The following is an 18,835-nucleotide window of genomic DNA, read 5'->3' as shown; positions in this document are numbered from 1 at the left end:
AAGCGGTCTTCCCGGAAAGAAACTACTTTCCAAGGAGCTGGGCGAAGTAGGGGATGGTGCGGTCGAGGCCTTCGTCGAGGTCGACGGTGGGCTGCCAGCCGAGCTCGGATTTCGCCAGGGTGATGTCGGGCTGGCGTTGAAGCGGATCGTCGCCGGGGAGGGGGTGGAAGGTGAGCTTCGACTTGCCGCCGACCTTTTGCAGCACCTTTTCGGCGAGTTCGAGCATGGTGAACTCGCCGGGGTTGCCGATGTTGACGGGGCCGGTGAGGGTGGGGTGCTCCATGAGGCGGACGAAGCCCTCGATGAGGTCATCGACATAGCAGAAGGAACGGGTCTGGGTGCCGTCGCCGTAGACGGTGAGGTCTTCGCCCTTGAGGGCCTGGACGATGAAGTTGGAAACGACGCGGCCGTCATCGGGGAGCATGCGCGGGCCGTAGGTGTTGAAGATGCGGACGACGCGGATCTCGAGGTGGTGCTCGCGGTGGTAATCGAAAAACAGGGTCTCGGCGCAGCGCTTGCCCTCGTCATAACAGGATCGGATGCCGATGGGGTTGACACAGCCGCGGTAGCTCTCGGGCTGCGGGTGGACCTCGGGGTCGCCATAGACCTCGGAGGTGGATGCCTGGAAAACGCGGGCCTTCACGCGCTTGGCGAGGCCGAGGCAGTTGATGGCGCCCATCACCGAGGTCTTGGTGGTCTTGATGGGGTTGTATTGGTAGTGCGGCGGCGAGGCGGGGCAGGCCAGGTTGTAAATGCGATCGACCTCGAACTTGAAGGGGTCGATGACGTCGTGGCGGACGAGCTCGAAAGACGGGTTGCCCAGCAGGGGCGCGATGTTGGCCTTGCGGCCGGTGAAGAAGTTGTCGAGGCAGATGATCTCGTGGCCTTCGTTGAGGAGACGTTCGCAGAGGTGGGAGCCGAGGAAGCCGGCGCCGCCGGTGATGAGAATTCGCATGCGGAGGAGTGTTGGATCGGTGGCACCTTTGTGGTCGGCCGGACCGCGGTAGGCAAGTTCCGGGCCAGCTTTCCGACCGGGTTTTCCGGAGGGGACCGATTCCTGGCCGTGGTTTCGCCGAGCCTGCGGGGACTCGTTTCCCATGGAAAAGACCGGAGGACGGAGGTGTCCGCCGCTCCGGTCGGGGAGGGAAGCGTCCTGCAGGGAGACGGTCCGGTCAGCCGATGGGCGGCGGGCCGAAAGGTTTGGCCGGCATTTCCTTCGACGCGCTGGATTCCTGCAGGATCTTGGCCAGCGAGGCGACGGTGCCACCGATGTCCGAGAGATTCTGCGGGACGATCAGGGTGTTGCCTTGTTTGGCGAGGTTGCCGAATTCCTTCACGTATTGCTCGGCGACGCGGAGGTTGACGGCGGCCTGGCCGCCGGGTGCCTGGATCGCCTGGGCGATCTGGCGGATGCCGTCGGCGGTGGCGTTGGCGAGCAGCTCGATTTCGCGGGCCTTGCCCTCGGCTTCGTTGACCTGGCTTAGCTTCTTGGCTTCGGATTGCTTGATGACCTCCTGCTTCTGGCCCTCGGCGACGTTGATCTGCGCCTCGCGCTGGCCTTCGGAAAGGGCAATCTGGGCGCGCCGCTCACGTTCGGCGCGCATTTGTTTCTCCAGCGCATCCTGGACCGATTGGGGCGGCTTGATGTTGGCGATCTCGTAGCGCGTGATCTTGAGACCCCAGGGCTCGGACGCCTTGTCGAGAGCCTCGATGACGGAGGCGTTGATGGTGTCGCGCTCCTCGAAGGTGCGGTCGAGCTCGATCTTGCCGATCTCCGAGCGGAGGGTGGTCTGGGCCAGCTGCGAGGCGGCGAAGAAGTAGTTGTCGATGCCGTAGGACGCGGCCTTCGCGTCGAGGACCTGCATGTAGAGGACGCCGTCGATCTCGATGGCGATGTTATCCTTGGTGATGCACATCTGCGAGGGGACGTCGACGGCCACTTCTTTGAGTGAGTGCTTGTAAGCCACGCGGTCGATGAATGGCACGAGGATGTGGAAACCGGCCTCGAGGGTCTTGTGGTATTTCCCGAGGCGCTCGACCACGTGCGCCTGGCGCTGGGGTACCACGCGCGCCGTTTTCATGAGCGCGATGACGGCGATGAGGACCAGCGCAATCCCGATGATCGCGGGAAAGGTGATGTCGGCAAGAATGGGGTGCATGGTGGGATGGGGTTGGTTGGTGGAAATGGAAAACTCAGACCGGGCGGACATGCAGGGTGAGGCCTTCGCGCCACTCGATGATCACGGTGTTTCCTGCGGCGATGGGGGTGGCGGAGCGGGCTTTCCACTCGGCGCCCTTGATCTCGACCCGTCCGTCGGTGGTCCCTCCGGGGATGTCACGGAGCACCCGCGCCTCGCGGCCGGTGAAGTCGTCGTCCAGGTCGCCGGTGGTCGGGTCGGCGCTGCCGACGAAGATCGCCTTCGCGAAACGCCGCAGGCCGAAGAGGAGGGCGAACGAGGAAATGCCGAATACGATGGCCTGGGATCCCAGTTCCGAAGTCCAGCCCAGCCAAGTGGTGAGCGCGGTGAGGATGGCCCCGATGCCGAAGAAGAAGATCACGAAGCCGGGAGCGGCGAATTCCGCGAGGATCAGGACGACGCCGGCGATCAGCCAGAGGAGTTCGGGTGTCATGGTGGGAGAGGGGTTTCCGGCCTCCTTTCTAACCCAATCTCGTCGGCCGGCGATTACAATTTGGGGGGCACGATTGGAGGCGGAAAAGACGGCGCAACAGGGAGCTTGCCGCCGCCGGGGCTCTCTGGAAGCATGCGGCGACCAATGCCATGAAACTGGAAGGACGGCGCAAAAGCAGCAATGTGGATGACCGGCGGGGCCGTCGTTCCACAGGGGGTGGAATCAAGCTCAGCGGCGGAATGATCGTCCTGATCCTGATCGCGGCCGTGATCTTCAAGAAGAACCCGCTGGCCCTGCTGGAGCAGACCGGCGCCCTCAGCCAAGGATCCTCCGAGGTGGGCGAGACGGGTCCGCTGAGCGAGGAGCAGAGGAAGATGGGAGATTTCGCTGCGATCATCCTGGCCTCGACCGAGGACGTATGGGCGAAGGAGTTCCGCGAGATGGGAATGGTCTATGAGCCGCCCACCATGGTGTTGTTCACCGATGCGACTGATAGCGGCTGCGGCTTTGCCAGCGCCCAGACGGGGCCGTTCTACTGTCCGGCGGATCGCGACGTTTATCTCGACCTCTCGTTTTTTGATGAAATGTCGCGCCGCTTTCATGCGCCCGGCGACTTCGCCCAAGCCTACGTGATCGCCCACGAGGTGGGCCATCATGTTCAGAACCTGCTGGGGATCTCCGACCAGGTCCATTCAGCCCAGCAGCGCTCCGATCCGACCGCCGCGAACCGGCTTTCCGTGAGGCTGGAGCTTCAAGCCGACTTCCTGGCAGGCATGTGGGCGCGCCATGACCAGGAGCGCTTCGGGTCCCTGGAAGAGGGCGATATCGACGAGGCCATGAGGGCGGCCAACGCGATTGGCGACGACACGCTCCAGAAGCAGGCGCAGGGGAAGGTGGTGCCGGACTCGTTCACCCACGGCACTTCCGAGCAGCGGATGCGGTGGTTCATGAAAGGCTTTCGCGGCGAGCCGTTCGACCCTGACAATACCTTCCGCGCGAAGGATCTGTGATGCCCGGCAGCATCGCCTGGTGCGGCCGGACGTGCCTCAGTTGCGGTTCTCGAGGAGCAGGGGATCGCGCGGATTCAGGCGGTGGAGTTCGCGGCGGCAGTCCGCACACGTGGTGGTTTGCCGGGCAAGCAGGCGACCGAGCCGCTCGGCCCGCTCGGCATAGGTCTCCAGCGATCCCGGCGCGGACCGGCGGCGGCCGTTCATGTGGTTGCGGGCGTCGTTGAGGGCCGTCTGAAGTTCGTTGAGGCTGGCTTGGGCGGCGATATAGCGGGCGCGGGCAACGGCGATTTCCGTCGGACTTGCGGCAGGCCTGGCATCGCTTCTCGGGGTCTGACGGGATGGAGCCACGCGTTTCGAGGCGTGCTTTCGGGCCGGCTCGTCGGCGGCCTCGGCCTGCTCCCAGAGCAACCGTTCCCTCAGGCCCTCCGGGAGGGCGCTGAGCGGGATGGCCGCATTTCCTCCACTGTGGGAGATCCGCATGACACCGGGCTTGAAACCAGTGATCCGGCAATCGCGATAACCGGACCGGCCGATGAGGGAAAGATCGCCGAGGTAGGTGCCCACCATCCGCTGGCGCACCTCGTCGCGCTTCTGGTGACGGTAATCCTCGAACTCCTCGGTGAGTTCCGGAATGCGGGCCTTGAGCTGCTTGCGCTGCTCGATAAGCGACTCGCGCCGGAGTTCCAGCGTGGCGATGTGCATCCGGGTGTCCTTGAGTTCCGAAGCGACCTGTTTTTGTTCATCGGCCGAAATGACCTTCCGCTGCCGCAGGCGATGGATCTCGGATTGCAGCCGCTCGATCTCCACCCGGTCATTGCCGATGGTCTGGACCAGCGACTGCGTGGAATCCGCGCGGGCGGGTTGGGTTTCAGCCAGCAGGCTGATGGCGATGCCTCCCAGAACCAGTGCGATGACACCTACCAGTGTTATGAATATGCCAACCTGGCTGTCTCCCATGATGAACAGAGGGTGAAACCTGTTACTCCACCTTGCCGGAGTGGATTTCCGCGAGTTTCTGCCGGGCCTCGAGCAGTTGCTCTTCCTTTTGGGAAATCTCCTGGGTGAGCGTCGAAATATCCCGGCCGATCTGGGGGACGGCCTTGTTCATGTCGCGGAGGTCGGACTCCAGCCTGCGCAGCTTTCCACGCATCTCCGGCACGTGCGACACCGACTTGCGGCGTTCCTTGTCGATCTCGATCCGCATGGCCTCGACCCGCTGCTGCTGCTGGGGAATGGCGGTCTTGGAGCGCTTGAGCATGTCGCGCTTCGACTGCACGGCGGCCCGGAGCTGGGTGAGCTCGTTCTGAAGCCGGATCACCAGATCCTCCTGCTGCGCCACCTTGACCTGGAGTTCGGTTTGGTTGCCTTTCTGGATTTCCGCCAGGCGCCGGTCGTCCTCCTCCTCGGCGGAGTACTGGAGGTAATCCCTGATGTCTTGCGGGAGGTCGGCGAGATTGATCTTACCGAAGCCGTTGGTGTGCTGATAGCTCATACGGATGGGATCGACCTTGCTCACCTTCACGTCATGCAGCACCTGTCCATCCGGCAGTTCGAGATCAGCGATCACCGTGCCCTCCAGGGATTTGCGGGCACTGTCGCGATACTCCTCCTTGTATCCGTCGAACTCGGCGACCACGGCGGCGAGCTTTTCGCGCGCGGCGTCCTGCTCGGCCGCCAGGTTGTCGCGGCGACTTTCGAGTTCCCTCGCAGTCACCTCGCTTCTCTGAAATTCGAACGAGGCCTTCTTGATTTCATCGAACTCCCCGAGTTTGCCGGTCGCCGAGGCGATGTTTTTCCTGAGGTGGTTGATCTCCTTGCCGTTTTCCTCGATCACGGCCTCGATGCTGGGGCCTTCCTTCAGGTACTGGTCGCCCACAAGCATGTAGAGACCGCCGAATCCCAGAAGGACGATGAGGGCCATGAAGGTGCCCACGACTCCGGGGCCATAGCTGCTAGAGAATAGATCGGTGCTACCCATAATGATGTTGAGGTGAAATGGAAACCGGCAAGGGGTTCAGCGAAGGGGATACTTCCGCTGATAATCGCTCATCTCGTCTTCAAGATCCTTCTTCTGCGTTTCCAGGCCGGCGATGCTTGCCTCGAGCTCGCCGACCTCTTTCTTCAGGAGCTCGGACTTTGCTTTCACGCGCAGGAGTTCCTCGCGCTTGTCCTCGGGAGGATTCCTGAGCTTTTCCGTCAGGAGGTTCAGCTCGCCCTCGAGCTTGGCGATCTGGGCCCGCTGCTGCTCCCGCTGCTGAATGAGTGCGGGATCCTCCTTGTTGCAGGCGGCGAACGGAAGCACTAACAGAACCAGGCAGGCTATGGGACGGAAGGAGCGCGATGGTGACATGGAATCAACGGTAGGGGTAAGGGCGGCAGACGGGGACGTGCTGGGGACGGTAGCTGATATAATGTCCGGCCAGCGACCTTCCGTTCATAGTGTTAGGATAAACACGCCCCGTGTCCAGACTGTAAATGAGACCACCCTCCTGCCGATAGTTGCTGGAAGTCCGGCCATAGCACGTGGGTCGCGGGTAGTAGACACGGCGGACACCGGTCCAGTAAACATCGGGCCCGCGGCTCGGGCGGCGCGACCGGTCCCGCAGCGGGGACCTCGAACTGACGGTGGAAGCGGCGACCCGGCGGCTGCTCTCGCGGATTCTTTTTTCGAGCACCGCGAGCTGGCGCTGCGCCGCTTCTTCGGCGCGCTTCTCCTCGGCCCGTTCGGCGGTGGTGAGGGCCAGGTCGACCTCGTTGGAGTAGGCCACGGCCATCGCCTTTTCCCGCGCCACGCAGGCGACCGAGCGTTCCGGATCGATGCCGAAGTGCGAGAGCTGGTCGGAAGTCAGGTCTTCGGAGGTGAGTCGTGCGAGCCCGCCGGCGTGCCGGAACTCGACCCCGGCTTCGCTCACCCGCGTCACGGTGACGTGATGATAGGATTTTCCTGACGCGGAGGTGATTTCGGGAAACGTCTCGCCCTCGCGGGAGCTGCGGAGGTCGGCGAGGCGTTCTTCAAGCCAGATCGCCATGTCGATCTTCATGGTTTCGATCTCGTCACGAAGATCATCCTCCACATCGGCAAGTTCATGGTGCCGGGTGGCGAGCTCCCGGCATTGCTGCTTCGCGACCGACCAGATCTGTTGGTCCTTCTCCATCTCGGCGACGCGGTATCGAAGCAGGCGAACCTCGTTTTCCACCTCGATCTTCCGGGTCTCACCCATCCACCAATCCGCCTGCCCGGTATGATCATGATCGCGGAGGGATTGGATTCCAACAGTCACCGTTGCCAAGCCTCCCGCGAGCACGGACAGGGGTATCCACGTGGACGCCTTCATCTGCCTTGGATTAAAGGTCGGCCGGCCAACCCCTAGCAAGAACGAATCCGTAAGATTCTGCGTAGTTTTCCTCTACAGGGCCGCAGCAGGATGTCCATGCCGCATTTCGAACTTGTATGACAACTTACAGCGATGGACAACTCGGCCAGCGACATGCCCGACCGAATCCTCCTCACCACCTGCAGTTTCCAGGACACACCCGGACCCCACCACGAGTTCCTGGAAAGCCAGGGCTATGAGATCGTCCGCGAGCGGGGTCCTCTCAGTGAAAGCCGGATGTTGGAGTTGGCAGGGGAGTTCGATGGATTCCTCTGCGGAGACGACGGAATCACCCGGGCGGTCATCGAGAAAAGCCTGCCACGACTCAAGGTGATCGCGAAATACGGCATCGGGCTCGACAAGATCGACATCGCCGCGACCCAGGAACGGGGCATCCCGGTCATGTTCACGCCGGGGGTGAACCACACCACGGTGGCCGAGCACACGTTCTGCCTGATGCTTGCCCTATACCGCAACCTGGTGGACACGGTGGTGGCCACCCGCCAAGGCAACTGGCTCCGCATGACCGGGCACGAGTTGTGGCGGAAAAAAATCGGCATCATCGGCATGGGCCGGATCGGCCAGGAAATGGTCAAGCGCGCCCGCGGGTTTGACATGGAGGTGCATGGTTATGGCAACTTCTGGCCGGAGGATTTCTGCGTGACGCACGGGGTCACACGGCATGACTCGCTGGATTCGCTTTTCGCCACCTGCGACATCGTCAGCCCGCATACCAAGCTCAACGACTCCACCCACCACATGATCAACCGCGCGCGCATCGCGCTGATGCCGGCGGGTGCGATCATCGTGAACACCGGTCGCGGCGAGCTGGCCGACACGGCCGCGGTGGTCGAGGCGCTGGGGTCCGGCCAGCTGGCCGGCTACGCGACCGACGTGATGGAGGAGGAGCCACCGCCAGCGGACCACCCGCTGCTTTCCCATCCCAAGGCGCTGGTTACCGCCCACATCGGCTCGCGCACCTTCGAAAGCGTACCGCGGCAGGCCATGAAAGCGGTGACCAACCTCGTCAACTTCCTCCAGGGTGAAGGGCCGGTCTTTTGCGCCAACGGCGTGGTCCCGAGCGCCGAGGAGTAGGCCCATCTTCCAACGATTCTTCAACATTCCATGTCCCTGACCCTACGCCCTGCCGATTCCGTCGCCTTTGATATCATTTCCCTCGGGGAAATCATGCTCCGCCTCGATCCCGGCGACGGCCGGGTGCGCACGACGCGGCGCTTCGATGTCTGGGAAGGCGGCGGCGAATACAACGTCGCCCGAGGCCTGCGCCGCTGCTTCGGCAAGCGGGCGGCCGTGGTCACCGCCTTCGCGGAAAACGATGTCGGCCGGCTGCTGGAGGACTTCATCCTGCAGGGAGGGGTCGATACGCGCTTCATCCGGTGGACGCCGTTCGACGGGCTCGGCCGCAACGTCCGCAACGGCCTCAATTTCACCGAGCGCGGTTTCGGCGTCCGCGGTGCCAAGGGCACGCCGGATCGCGGCCTGACCGCCGCCATGCAAATGAAGCCAGGCGACATCGACTGGGACGAAGTGTTCGGCAAGCAGGGCAGCCGCTGGTTCCACACCGGCGGCATCTTTGCCGCACTCTCGGAAACGACGGCCGAGCTGACGATCGAGGCCTGCAAGTCGGCGAAAAAGCATGGCACCATCGTTTCCTACGACCTCAACTACCGACCGAGCCTGTGGAGAAGCATCGGCGGGCTGGCCAAGGCGCAGGAGGTGAACCGGGAGATCGCCCGATACGTCGATGTCATGATCGGCAACGAGGAGGACTTCACCGCGTCGCTCGGCTTCGAGGTCGCGGGCGTCAGCGAGCACGTCACCGGTCTCCAGGTCGATAGTTTCAAGGACATGATCCAGCGCGCGGTGGCGGACTTCCCGAACTTCCAGGTGGTCGCCACCACGCTGCGCGACGTCCACACCGCCACGGTGAACGACTGGGGCGCGATTTGCTGGCACGACGGGGAGTTCCATGAGGCGACCCATCGTCCGAAGCTCGAGATCTTCGACCGCGTCGGCGGCGGTGACTCGTTCGCCAGTGGCTTGGTCTATGGTTTCATGGAGTTCGACGACGCCCAGATGGCGGTCGAGTACGGTGCCGCCCACGGTGCGCTGGCCATGACCACGCCGGGCGACACCACCATGGCCACGGTCGATGAGGTGAAGAAGCTTGTCGGCGGCGGGTCCGCGCGGGTCGATCGCTGAGATCGCGGGGCAATTTCGAGGTCCGCCGCGGAGGTTCGTTTCCGCGGCGGTTTTCTCATTCGCCCGGATCCGGGCTCTTTCGTGCGGTGGCGAGGGCTTCGGCAACCGCATCGCGCACGGCGCCACGGACGCCCATGAGATTGTGCTCGTCGAAGACCACCGGAAGTTCGTCGGGGATGGGCTCGATGGATTGAAGCCGTTCGACCAAGGCCTGGGTGAGCTCCTCGAAGGGTAGATCTTCGCCGGACAGGTGGACTTTTCCATCGGCGTCCACCATGACGACCGGCACCATGGTGCGGGTGTCGAACGGGCTGGCCGGGAGCCCGGCGCCGTTGGTCAGATTGGCCTCGGGGACGTGGCTCCAGCCGTAGCGGACGGCGGCGGGTTCGCTGACCTCCGGGTTGCCGACGACCACGGTTTCGCCCCGGATTTCCGCGGAGGCGGGAAAGAACGGCCCATCCCTGCCGGCGATCTCGAAGCCCTTCAAGGCACCTTCGGAGCGGAGCCCTCCGGCGTGGTCGAAATGCAGGACGGCCTTGGGTCCATCGGCACTCATGTGCCGGAACTGCGGGCCCGAATACTCGATCTTCTCGCCGTAGGTCAAAGCGCGCGCCGCCAAGGCGAGCCGGTGGCCGACCGGTTGCTTGTCGGCGGGGTGGATGTCGCCGGCATCCCCGACATCGGTGGTGACGACCAGCGCGGCGTGCGGCGTGGCTCGGACGGCCTGCAATTGGGCATCGCGCAGCTGCGGGGTCATGTCTCGATGGGGAGCGATCTGGACGACGTAGAACGGCAGGTCGGGCTGCTGGAACTGGTCCCGCCAGTCGCCGATCAAGGTGGGAAGGAGCCGGCGGTACTGGGCCGGGTTGTCGTTGTTCGACTCGCCCTGATACCAGACCACCCCCTTGATCGGGAAGGGCGGCAGCGGAGCGATCATGCCGTTGAACAAGCGCGCCGGCTGGTCGACTTCCCGGGCGGCCAGCAGGCTCATCGGGGTTTTCCGGAAATCCACACCCACCCGGGTCTGCCACGGGCCGGACAGGGAATGCGCGTGCTCGCCGGTCTCCAGCTTCAAGGCATCCGCGCCGTCCATCCAGCCGCCGAGGCCACCGGTATCGGTGATGCGCACGGCGATGACGTTGCGCCCCTCCTTGAGCACGCCCGGGGGCACGGCGTAGTCGCGCGGTGCCGTCCAAATGCCCGTCGAGCCGATCTCGCGACCATTGATCCACACCACGTCCTGGTCGTCGATGCGGCCGAGCTTGAGGCGGGCCTGCCGGGCGGCGTCATCGGCCGAGAGTTCGATTTCCCGGCGGAACCAGACGATGCCGTCATCGATGCCGAGATCGCTCTTCTCGAACTGCAGCGGCAGCTCTTCCACCTTCCACGCGTTCGGCTCGGCGATCTCGACGGCGCTCCAGCCCGGCTTGGACGAACCCGGATCGTGGCGGGCGATCCATTGATCAACGAGCTGCTGGTGATCGATGCCCGCCTCCATCTGGCGGATCTGCTCGGCGAAGTCCGGCATCGTCTTCAAGGCACCGATGCTGGTCCACGCCTCGGCTCGCGTGCCGCCCCAGGAGGAGTGGATGATGCCGATCGGGATATTGAGGTTCCGCTGCAAATCGCGGCCGAAGAAAAAGCCGACCGCGCTGAAATCCTCGGCCGTTTCCGGCGTGCAGACGACCCACCCGCCGCGTTCATCACGGACCGGCGCGTCCGAGATGACCCGTGGCATGTGATACTCGCGCAGCAGCGGCAGCTCGGCGGTGCGCACGGCTTCCTCCCAGCCGATGATCGGCTTCTGCCCATCCTGGAGGCCGAGGCGGCGTTCCATGTTCGACTGGCCGCTGGCCAGCCAGACGTCCCCGACCAGCAGGTCGTCCACGGTCACGGTGCGGTTGCCGGAAACGGTGAGTTGTGAAGGCTCGCTGTCGGCCTCCAGCGGATCGAGCGTCACCGTCCAGCGCCCGTCCTCACCGGCCGTGCCCGATTTTTCCTGGCCCGCGAAGGAAACGGTGAGCTTGCTGCCCGGCGCGGAAATCCCCCACACCGGCAGCTCCACGCCGCGGGGCAGCACGGCGTGATCGCGGAACAGGCTGTTCAGCTGGACCAGGGTTTCCGCCGGCTCCACCGAGCCGCTCAGGGCCACGGCCACCGTTTGCGCCATCACGCCCGAGCCGGCGTTGTCGGGGTGGACGCGGTCGGGGATCAGCTCGGGTTTTCCCTCCAGAGGCGCGTGGAGATCGATCAGCTCCAGCTTCATCTCCCCGGCGATGCGGTCGATGATCGCGATTTCCTCCTGGATGGCGGGCTCGTTGATGCCGAAATTTCCGTCGCCCACCACGGGAACCGGCCGGCAGACGTAAATGCGCGGCTTCGAGGAGAGCTCGGCGAAGGATTTCACCAGCTCGTGGTAGTCCTTTGCGAATGCTTCCTTGTGCCGCCAGTTGTGCGGTTTGGTGTCGTTGGCACCGAGCAGGATGACCACCGCATCCGGCCTGAAATCCATGGCCTGCTGGTAGGCGGATTCCTTCCAGTAAGGATAGTCGCCGGAGCGCATCAGGGTTCTGCCACTGACGCCGAAATTCCGCACGTCCCAGTTCGGGCCCAGCATTTCCTGAAGCTGCACGGGATAGGTACGGCCGTCGCGGGTGCCGGATCCTGCGGTGATGCTATCGCCCACGCAGGCCACCCGGATGGCTTCGGAGAAATCGTGGGGATCGAGGGTCTCCGCGCGGAGAACCAGGGAAAACAGCGACAATGCCAGAGCGGTCAGGCGACATGGGTTCATGGGGGGCAGGCTGACAGATCGCCCGGCGGGGGATGAAGCGCGAAATGGAGCGGGAGGGTCACGGGGCTGGCTCGATGCCTTCCACGAGCAGCACGGCATCCTGATAGTCGCCGTTGGATGCCTCCTCGAAGCCCACGACCCATGCGTGCTCCAGCCGCCGGCCCTGGACGTAGCGCGCCGGGAAAATCCTGACCGTGTGAGGGATGCCGGCCTTCGACGGCCGCGCGGGATCGGAAAAGGAAGTGTACTGGTGGCCCTGCATGTAGAACCCGAACGGCTCGTCGGGGGCATCGATCTCGATCGAGCTCGCCCCACCTTCGAGGGGCGGGAACAGACACTGGTGGGCATCGGCAACCCCGCCGGACCCGGCCAGGCGTGCGACTTCCCGGAGTTCGTCTTTTCCGCGGAAAAAGATCCCCACCGGCGTGGAACCGGGCGGCGAAAAGCGGGCCAGCGGGGTGATGCGGACCTTTCCGTCGCCGGCAGCCACGAAGTAGGAGGCGGTGCTGCCTTCGCCGATGGCGGCCGCGTCCTTGTCGAGATCGAGCTGCGAACCGCCGACATCGAGCGGGATGCCGAGCGCATGCACGATGTCCTGGAGCGGGGGTTCGTTGCCGCCCTCGAAGGCATCGAGGGCGATGCCCTGCAGCAGGACGTGGGCACCGTCTCCAGGTTCGCCCAATTCGAGGAGGGCGCTGTAGCGGCCGCGGCCATGGTCGGGATGGAAGCCGATCGTCCACGTCGCCTCGGTCTTGCCGGCCCCCCATTTCCCGGGTCCGTCGAGGAGTTCGAATGCGCCGGCGTCGGCTCCCGAGAGGTGGACTCGATCGATGCGGACGTCGGCTGGCTTGGTGATGGTGACGGACCGGGGACGGGTCGCCTGGCCCTTCACCGCGCTCAGGCTGAGGAGTCGCGGTTCCGCCCTCAGTCGGGCGGCCGGCAGCTCGCGGATGCGGATATGGCGGTATTGGATTTCCGCCGCCTCGAGCTGGAAGCTGATGCGTCCCGCGGTGAGCGGCTGGCCATCCTCGCCGACCATGCCAGCGATGCGCGCGATGATGCGGTCGTTGACGATGTGGACGGCTTCATCGCCCTCCACCCGGATCTCGACGCGGTTCCAGCCGGACGGCGAGTCCGCCTCCTCGAAGCGGCCGATGTACGGCCAGCTCGGCTCGAAGAACCGGGGGATGCCGCCGTTTTCCGGGAGCAAACCCGGCTCGCCCTGGCCATCGGGGGCGGACTGGCCGGCCGGGCGCATCCAGGTGAGCCCGCCGGTGCGGATGAAAATGAGGTCTCCCGTGTCGCCTTCCTGCACCTGGCACTCGGTGCCGGACGGCCACACCTTCGAGGCGTCCTGCACGTGGTAGATCACTCCCGCATCCCGCAGGTCCTTCGCGCGCGGCTCGAACTGCTTGCCGATCCAGCGGTACTCGAAGCGTAGCTGGTAGTCACTGAACTTTTCGTCGGTGGTGATCACGCCGAAAGGCACCTTCTCGCCGTTCGGCACGTCGCGATACATGTGGATCACGCCGTTCTCGAAGTGAACGAGCCCCTCGGGATCTTCGCCGGGTGCCTGGTCTTCGAGCGTGACCCGCCAGCCCTCGGCAAACGGGGATTTCCAACCGCTTTCTTCGGCGGACAGGGGCGCGAGCAGCAGGAGCGGGAGGATTCGAAAAATCATCCCGACGAAAAGACCCTCAGCCAGCGGAGGAGACAAGGGAGAACGCGGGCAAGCGGATTTCACCATTCGCTGCGTGGATTCTGAGATCCTGTGGCGTCGGGGCCAAAGGTCCGCTATGCCCGCCTCGCCTGCCGGAGCGCGATGCCCCGAGCCGACGCTGCATTCCAGCTCTGATTCGCCATGATCTCGTCCAAGCCCGTGATCGCCGGAGTCGATCTGTCCTCCTCCTCCGCCGGCATCCTCCGCCACGCCGCCCATATCGCCCGGGCCTCCGGGTCACCCCTGATCGCCGTTCATGTGGTCGATCCCGCGCGGCTTTCCCAGCACCACGGCAGCGGATCGTCCGCAGCCATGCTCACCGATGTGGTGAAGCGATCGGAGGAAATCCTGACCCGCCTGGCGGAAACCCACGCCGCCGGATCGGTCGTGCGGTCGGTGGTCCTCGTCGGCCGGCCCACCGAACAATTCCGCCAGTTGGTCGATCGCGAGCATGCCGGTTTGTTGGTCATCGGGGCCAACGACAACAAACGGAAACGGCTCGGACCGATCGCCTCGCGATGCGTGCGGACGGTCGATTGCGACGTGCTTTTGCTCCGCCAGGCGACCTCGGCTGATTTCCGCAAGGTGGTGGCCTGCGTGGACCTGTCCGTCATTTCCGGCTCCGTCATCGGCCGGGCGATCGAGGCCTCCAGCGAGGGAGCGGAGCTGGACATCGTGCATGTCATGTATCCCGCCGACCGCGGATGCCGCACCGAAATGCTCGACCACGATGCCAAGCGGGGTGCCGAGGAAAGCCGCGAGTCCACCCGTCGGCAGATGCGGCGCACCACCGATGGTTTCCGCGAGGCGCTCGACACCTTCGTCCATGAAACCCGCATCCTCGAATCGACCACGCCCTCGGTCGAGCTGACCTGCCACATCGGCGACCGTCATGCCGATCTTGTGGTGCTCGGCACGCGCCGACACTCGCAGATCGGGGCGATCTTTCTGGATACGAATGCCGAGCGCCTGCTGCACGCCGCGTCCGTCTCGGTGCTGGCCGTGCGGGTCTGACCCCGGAGTTCCCGCAGCGGGCGGGGGGACCGGTGCCGACACCTCTCGCATCCCGGATATCCGGATGGGCATGGCGGTTCGTTTGCTGCTAGTTCTCCGGCATGATCGAGCGTTTCTTCCACCTCCGCGAGCACGGCACCACGCCGGGCCGGGAGGTGATCGCGGGCTGCACCACCTTCGCGGCCATGGCCTACATCCTGGTCGTCAATCCGACCATCCTCGCCGATGCCGGCATGCCGCGTGAGGCACTGGTCACGGCCACCGCGCTCGGGGCGGCGCTGGCCACGCTGCTGATGGCCTTCCTCGCCAACCTGCCGCTGGCGCTTGCGCCCGGCATGGGTATCAACGCCTTCTTCGCCTACGCCGTGTGCATCGGCATGGGCATCCCGTGGCAGAGCGCGCTCGGCTTCGTGTTCATCAACGGGTTGATCTTCCTCGCGCTGTCGCTGGGCGGGATCCGACGCAGGATCATCCACGCCATCCCTGCCTCGCTGAAGGCGGCGATCGCGGCGGGCATCGGACTGTTCATCGCCTTCATCGGCCTGAAGAACGGCGGTCTGGTGGTCGATCATCCGGCCACCTTCGTCGCGCTCGGCGACCTGACCCGGCCGTCGGTGGCGCTGTGTTTCGCGGGCATCCTGCTCACCTGCGTGCTGGTCGCGAGGAAAACGCCGGCCGCGATCCTGGTGGCGGTGGCGGTGATCTCCGCGGCCGGGTTTTTCGTGCCGGACGGAAACGGCGGGCGGGTCACGGCGCTGCCCGGCTCGCCGGTGTCGCTGCCGGCCTCGCTGGAGCCGCTGTTTCTCCAGCTCGACTTCGGCTACCTGCTGCGCGAGCCGCTGAAGTCGCTGCCGGTCATCCTGACCCTCCTGCTGGTCGACATGTTCGACAACATTGGCACCCTGATCGGCGTGACCAAGCGCGCCGGCCTGATGAATGATCAGGGCGAGCTGCCCGGGATCCAGCGGGCGCTGACGGCCGACTCATTGGCGGCGATCCTTTCCTCGCTGCTCGGCACCTCGACGGTGGTCAGCTACATCGAGAGCGCGACCGGTGTGCAGGCCGGCGGACGGACGGGACTTACGGGAGTCGTCGTAGCAGGCCTTTTCCTCCTGTCGCTGTTCCTGACGCCGGTGATCCTCGCCATTCCCGGCGTGGCGGTGGCACCCGCGCTGGTGGTGGTGGGAATCCTGATGTTCGAGAGCGTGGCGGAGATCGACCTCAGCCGCTTCGAGATCGCCGCGCCGGCGGTGCTCACGATCGCGGCGATGCCGATGACCTTCAGCATCAGCACCGGCATGGGCATCGGCCTGATCGCCGCGGTGGTGATCGCGCTGGCGAGTGGTCGCGGAAAGGAAAACCTCACTCCCTTCACCATCGGTCTCGCGGTCGTGTTCGTGCTTCATTTCCTCGAGCCGCTGCTGATGCGAGCCGCGGGCTCTTGACGGGAGATGGGTCGGGCCAGGCGATTTTGATCTGGAGATGTCCCGCGGGCGTCAGGTCCGCTGACACATGGCCGCCGAGCAACTCGACGCAGGCCTTCACGATCGACATCCCGAGCCCCGAGTGGCCGTGGCCCGTGCGTGACTCGTCTTTTCGCCAGAATCGCTCGAAGACGTGTTCGACGTCCTGCTCGTCGAGGTCGGGCGCGGGATTGGTCATCCAGAAGCGGCGGGGTGAGGCTTCGAGGGCGACGGTGCTTTCCGGAGGAGCGTGGGCCACCGCGTTCCCGACGAGGTTGTGAAGGATAGTGGACCACAGGACGGGATCGGTGTGGAAAGGTCCGTCATCGATCCGCGGATCGAATCGAATGCGGCGCTCCGAGGCCTGGGGGGCGAGGCGCTGGGTGGCGTCGTCGATCGATTGCGCCAAGGGCACTTCCTCCAGGGTGACCGGCTGGCGGCCGGCGTCGGCGCGGGCGAGCAGGGCGAGCTTGTCGAGCAGGCTTTCGAGTTCGCCCGCGACCCCGAGGATCTCCCTGCAGCGGTCCGAGGTCGCCTCCTCCGGCCAGGTGGCACCGAGCTCGGCCATGCTTTTCAGCTCGGCCAGCGGCGTGCGCAGCTCGTGGGCGGCATGGCTGCTGAAGCGGCGCTCGCGCTCAAAGGACGCCTCGAGCCGGGCAAGCCAGTCGTTGAGGTTGAGGGCGACGGGGGCGAGCTCGGGCGGCAGGCGGTCGGCATCCAGGCGGCGGTGGAGCGACTCGGGCCGGATCGCTTTGACCTCGGCGGAAAGCCGGTCGAGTGGGTCGAGCCCGCGGCGCAGGCCGAGGCGGATCACCGGCACCATGGCCACCAGCGCCGCTGCGCCTGCTACGGTGAGCACCGTAGCCAGCAGCGCGAGCTGGAGGTGCATGCCACGGCTCGGGCTGGCGACGACCAGATGGAGGTCGCGGAAGCGCTTCTTCTTGTCGTCCTTCGGCTTGAAGGCCTGGAGGTAAAAGCGCGCCGGGCGCCCATCGCCGAGTCGGGCGGCGAAAATGTCCGGCTCCTCGTCGCCGGGAGTGCCGGCGCGGGGATCCTCGGTGATGCGGAAGCCGTCCTGCTCAAGCGAGGGCGACAGAAGAAAAAGCTCCCCGTTTCCCCGGCGGATCTCGAAGTAGTCCTCGCCGCCGCGGCCGAAGCCGGCGAAGTCCTGGACGGTGAGGTCGATCTCGAAGTCGCCGTCATCGATCTCCGAAGCGGTGATCAGCGCGCGGGCCTTGGCGGTGAGCGTTTCGTCGAACTGCTTCTGGAGCAGGCCGCGCATGGCGAGGAAAACGCCGAGGCCGGTGGCGATGAACAAGGCGCCGACGGCGAGGCACAGCAGCAGGGTGAGCCGGCGGCGGATCGAGATCATGCTTCGAGGACGTAGCCGAGCCCGCGGCGGGTGTGGATGAGCGCCGGGCTGCCGGGCGGCGAGATTTTCCGGCGCAGCGAGTAAATGGCGGCATCGACGGCGTTGCTGACCGGCCCTTTCAGCTCGGCGTAGAGGTGGGACTCGATCTGCTCGCGGTTCATGACCTGCCCCGGCCGGCGGGCGAGGAGTTCGAGCAGGGAAAACTCGCGCGCGGTGAGCGGCAGCGCGGCGCCCCCGAGGATGGCGGACTTGGTGGCGGTGTTGATTTCCAACGGACCGACCCGCAGCACGGGATCGGGCTGGGCGTAGCGACGGCGGACGAGGGCCTCGAGCCGCGCGACCAGCTCGGCCAGGGCGAAGGGCTTGGTGAGGTAGTCGTCGGCGCCGTGGCCGAGGCCGCGGACTTTTTCCTCCACGCCATCGAGCGCGGTGAGCAGCAGCACGGGCGTGCCGATGCCGTCGCGCCGCCAGCCGTGGAGCAAAGTGAGGCCGTCCATGCCGGGCAGCATGCGATCGAGCACCACGGCGTCGTATTTCGCGGCGCGGCCCATGGCATCGCCCTCGTGGCCATCGCCGGCGAGATCCACCGCGTGCCCCATGCGGGTGAGCGCGTTCTCCAGCGTCTCGCGGAGGCGGGGCGAGTCCTCGATGACCAGCAGTTTCATGGCGGCGCGGCAGCATCGAACCGGAAGTGGCACGCGTCCACTTCCGGCTGATAGATTCGAGTGGGTCGGCGCTCAGTCGTCGTGGTCTTCGGTCTCGCGGACCAGATTGCCGGAGGCATCGACGATGAGGTTGAGGTCGGGCTGGCCGGCACGGTCGATCTCGACATGCCAGATGACCTTTTCCCCGGCGGTCTCCTTTTCGATGTCTTCCAGCCGCCCGTTTCTCTCGGTGGCGAGCTGGCCGAGGAAGCGCGGAGCCTTGTCGTGGGGGACGTCCTCGACCGTTTTGACGAGCGTGCCGTTCTCGCGGACGTGGATTTTCAAGTCGAGGTCCTTGGGCAGGTCGACTTCGGCGATGTAGAGCGCCTGATCTCCGATGGCGTGGTGCTCGACTTCTTCGATTCGGCCGTCGCGGGCCTGCGCTTCGATGGTCGTGCGGACCGCGGCGGGGCAGTCGGCGAGGCTCAGCTCGCGGCCGTCGTCATCGGCGGCGGCGAAGCCGGTGGTCAGGGTCAGGGCGATCATGGTCTTGGTCAGGTTCATGGTGTTCATGGTGTTCGTGGTTTCAG

17 protein-coding genes are annotated in these 18,835 nt (G+C 65.3%); 5 read left to right on the top strand and 12 right to left on the bottom strand.

Annotated features, from left to right (window positions below; all coding sequences use genetic code 11):
• Positions 1-22 precede the first annotated feature (22 nt).
• The 3 genes from ABXH26_RS04260 to ABXH26_RS04250 all read right to left on the bottom strand — a co-directional run bounded on the left by ABXH26_RS04260 (position 23) and on the right by ABXH26_RS04250 (position 2,631).
• Positions 23-955 (bottom strand): UDP-glucuronic acid decarboxylase family protein, encoded by a 933-nt coding sequence (locus ABXH26_RS04260; RefSeq protein WP_353565799.1) that lies wholly within the window; start codon positions 953-955, stop codon positions 23-25.
• Positions 956-1,172: 217 nt separating this feature from the next.
• Complete coding sequence (locus tag ABXH26_RS04255) at positions 1,173-2,081, bottom strand: SPFH domain-containing protein (RefSeq protein WP_353565947.1); 909 nt, start codon at positions 2,079-2,081, stop codon at positions 1,173-1,175.
• A gap of 112 nt (positions 2,082-2,193) precedes the next feature.
• Complete coding sequence (locus ABXH26_RS04250; protein ID WP_353565798.1) at positions 2,194-2,631, bottom strand: NfeD family protein; 438 nt, start codon at positions 2,629-2,631, stop codon at positions 2,194-2,196.
• A gap of 149 nt (positions 2,632-2,780) precedes the next feature.
• Here ABXH26_RS04250 and ypfJ point away from each other — a divergent pair, with 149 nt between their 5' ends.
• Positions 2,781-3,641, top strand: a complete 861-nt coding sequence (ypfJ, locus tag ABXH26_RS04245; RefSeq protein ID WP_353565797.1) for a KPN_02809 family neutral zinc metallopeptidase — start codon at positions 2,781-2,783, stop codon at positions 3,639-3,641.
• Between the two features lie 36 nt (positions 3,642-3,677).
• Here ypfJ and ABXH26_RS04240 read toward each other — a convergent pair whose 3' ends face one another.
• The 4 genes from ABXH26_RS04240 to ABXH26_RS04225 all read right to left on the bottom strand — a co-directional run bounded on the left by ABXH26_RS04240 (position 3,678) and on the right by ABXH26_RS04225 (position 6,862).
• Entirely contained in the window at positions 3,678-4,598 is a 921-nt protein-coding gene (locus ABXH26_RS04240) for a hypothetical protein (protein ID WP_353565796.1), read from the bottom strand.
• 22 nt (positions 4,599-4,620) lie between these two features.
• Entirely contained in the window at positions 4,621-5,562 is a 942-nt protein-coding gene (locus tag ABXH26_RS04235; RefSeq protein ID WP_353565795.1) for a hypothetical protein, read from the bottom strand.
• Positions 5,563-5,655: 93 nt separating this feature from the next.
• On the bottom strand, positions 5,656-5,943 hold the full coding sequence (locus ABXH26_RS04230) for a hypothetical protein (RefSeq protein ID WP_353565794.1): 288 nt from the start codon (positions 5,941-5,943) through the stop codon (positions 5,656-5,658).
• A gap of 52 nt (positions 5,944-5,995) precedes the next feature.
• Positions 5,996-6,862, bottom strand: coding sequence for a hypothetical protein (locus ABXH26_RS04225; RefSeq protein WP_353565793.1), 867 nt, complete (start codon positions 6,860-6,862; stop codon positions 5,996-5,998).
• Positions 6,863-7,129: 267 nt separating this feature from the next.
• Here ABXH26_RS04225 and ABXH26_RS04220 point away from each other — a divergent pair, with 267 nt between their 5' ends.
• Together ABXH26_RS04220 and ABXH26_RS04215 are read left to right on the top strand one after the other, a co-directional pair.
• Positions 7,130-8,110 carry a phosphoglycerate dehydrogenase gene (locus tag ABXH26_RS04220; protein ID WP_353565792.1) on the top strand — a complete coding sequence of 327 codons (981 nt, stop codon included), beginning with the start codon at positions 7,130-7,132 and terminating at the stop codon, positions 8,108-8,110.
• Positions 8,111-8,140: 30 nt separating this feature from the next.
• Positions 8,141-9,238: a PfkB family carbohydrate kinase gene (locus ABXH26_RS04215; RefSeq protein WP_353565791.1), complete on the top strand. Its 1,098-nt coding sequence runs from the start codon at positions 8,141-8,143 to the stop codon at positions 9,236-9,238.
• Positions 9,239-9,293: 55 nt separating this feature from the next.
• On the opposite strand, the gene ABXH26_RS04210 is transcribed toward ABXH26_RS04215, so the two are convergent.
• Both ABXH26_RS04210 and ABXH26_RS04205 read right to left on the bottom strand, forming a co-directional pair.
• Positions 9,294-12,032 (bottom strand): GDSL-type esterase/lipase family protein, encoded by a 2,739-nt coding sequence (locus ABXH26_RS04210; protein ID WP_353565790.1) that lies wholly within the window; start codon positions 12,030-12,032, stop codon positions 9,294-9,296.
• Between the two features lie 58 nt (positions 12,033-12,090).
• Positions 12,091-13,713 carry a 3-keto-disaccharide hydrolase gene (locus tag ABXH26_RS04205; RefSeq protein ID WP_353565789.1) on the bottom strand — a complete coding sequence of 541 codons (1,623 nt, stop codon included), beginning with the start codon at positions 13,711-13,713 and terminating at the stop codon, positions 12,091-12,093.
• A gap of 180 nt (positions 13,714-13,893) precedes the next feature.
• On the opposite strand from ABXH26_RS04205, the gene ABXH26_RS04200 reads away from it, so the two are divergent.
• Both ABXH26_RS04200 and ABXH26_RS04195 read left to right on the top strand, forming a co-directional pair.
• Positions 13,894-14,766, top strand: coding sequence for a universal stress protein (locus ABXH26_RS04200; RefSeq protein WP_353565788.1), 873 nt, complete (start codon positions 13,894-13,896; stop codon positions 14,764-14,766).
• Between the two features lie 101 nt (positions 14,767-14,867).
• The gene (locus ABXH26_RS04195) at positions 14,868-16,211 is read left to right on the top strand and encodes an NCS2 family permease (protein WP_353565787.1); all 1,344 of its coding nucleotides are present in this window, start codon (positions 14,868-14,870) and stop codon (positions 16,209-16,211) included.
• On the opposite strand, the gene ABXH26_RS04190 is transcribed toward ABXH26_RS04195, so the two are convergent.
• The 3 genes from ABXH26_RS04190 to ABXH26_RS04180 form a co-directional block, all read right to left on the bottom strand.
• The gene (locus tag ABXH26_RS04190; protein WP_353565786.1) at positions 16,138-17,601 is read right to left on the bottom strand and encodes a sensor histidine kinase; all 1,464 of its coding nucleotides are present in this window, start codon (positions 17,599-17,601) and stop codon (positions 16,138-16,140) included. The genes ABXH26_RS04195 and ABXH26_RS04190 overlap by 74 nt on opposite strands.
• Positions 17,598-18,266, bottom strand: coding sequence for a response regulator transcription factor (locus tag ABXH26_RS04185; protein WP_353565785.1), 669 nt, complete (start codon positions 18,264-18,266; stop codon positions 17,598-17,600). Before ABXH26_RS04185 ends, ABXH26_RS04190 begins: the two co-directional genes overlap by 4 nt.
• A gap of 72 nt (positions 18,267-18,338) precedes the next feature.
• Complete coding sequence (locus ABXH26_RS04180; RefSeq protein WP_353565784.1) at positions 18,339-18,818, bottom strand: hypothetical protein; 480 nt, start codon at positions 18,816-18,818, stop codon at positions 18,339-18,341.
• Positions 18,819-18,835 lie beyond the last annotated feature (17 nt).

The sequence above is a fragment of the Haloferula sargassicola genome (assembly GCF_040362925.1).
In the GTDB taxonomy this organism is placed as follows: Bacteria; Verrucomicrobiota; Verrucomicrobiia; order Verrucomicrobiales; family Akkermansiaceae; genus Haloferula; species Haloferula sargassicola.
Note: the sequence above shows the minus strand (reverse complement) of the source record. Positions and strands in the feature narration are given on the sequence as shown.

Coding starts and splice junctions, on each gene's coding strand:
- ABXH26_RS04205 (WP_353565789.1), bottom strand. CDS start 13,713: ATGATTTTTCGAATCCTCCCGCTCCTGCTGCTCGCGCCCCTGTCCGCC.
- ABXH26_RS04220 (WP_353565792.1), top strand. CDS start 7,130: ATGCCCGACCGAATCCTCCTCACCACCTGCAGTTTCCAGGACACACCC.
- ABXH26_RS04210 (WP_353565790.1), bottom strand. CDS start 12,032: ATGAACCCATGTCGCCTGACCGCTCTGGCATTGTCGCTGTTTTCCCTG.
- ABXH26_RS04215 (WP_353565791.1), top strand. CDS start 8,141: ATGTCCCTGACCCTACGCCCTGCCGATTCCGTCGCCTTTGATATCATT.
- ABXH26_RS04190 (WP_353565786.1), bottom strand. CDS start 17,601: ATGATCTCGATCCGCCGCCGGCTCACCCTGCTGCTGTGCCTCGCCGTC.
- ypfJ (WP_353565797.1), top strand. CDS start 2,781: ATGAAACTGGAAGGACGGCGCAAAAGCAGCAATGTGGATGACCGGCGG.
- ABXH26_RS04225 (WP_353565793.1), bottom strand. CDS start 6,862: ATGGGTGAGACCCGGAAGATCGAGGTGGAAAACGAGGTTCGCCTGCTT.
- ABXH26_RS04180 (WP_353565784.1), bottom strand. CDS start 18,818: ATGAACACCATGAACCTGACCAAGACCATGATCGCCCTGACCCTGACC.
- ABXH26_RS04240 (WP_353565796.1), bottom strand. CDS start 4,598: ATGGGAGACAGCCAGGTTGGCATATTCATAACACTGGTAGGTGTCATC.
- ABXH26_RS04195 (WP_353565787.1), top strand. CDS start 14,868: ATGATCGAGCGTTTCTTCCACCTCCGCGAGCACGGCACCACGCCGGGC.
- ABXH26_RS04200 (WP_353565788.1), top strand. CDS start 13,894: ATGATCTCGTCCAAGCCCGTGATCGCCGGAGTCGATCTGTCCTCCTCC.
- ABXH26_RS04235 (WP_353565795.1), bottom strand. CDS start 5,562: ATGGCCCTCATCGTCCTTCTGGGATTCGGCGGTCTCTACATGCTTGTG.
- ABXH26_RS04255 (WP_353565947.1), bottom strand. CDS start 2,081: ATGAAAACGGCGCGCGTGGTACCCCAGCGCCAGGCGCACGTGGTCGAG.
- ABXH26_RS04250 (WP_353565798.1), bottom strand. CDS start 2,631: ATGACACCCGAACTCCTCTGGCTGATCGCCGGCGTCGTCCTGATCCTC.
- ABXH26_RS04260 (WP_353565799.1), bottom strand. CDS start 955: ATGCGAATTCTCATCACCGGCGGCGCCGGCTTCCTCGGCTCCCACCTC.
- ABXH26_RS04185 (WP_353565785.1), bottom strand. CDS start 18,266: ATGAAACTGCTGGTCATCGAGGACTCGCCCCGCCTCCGCGAGACGCTG.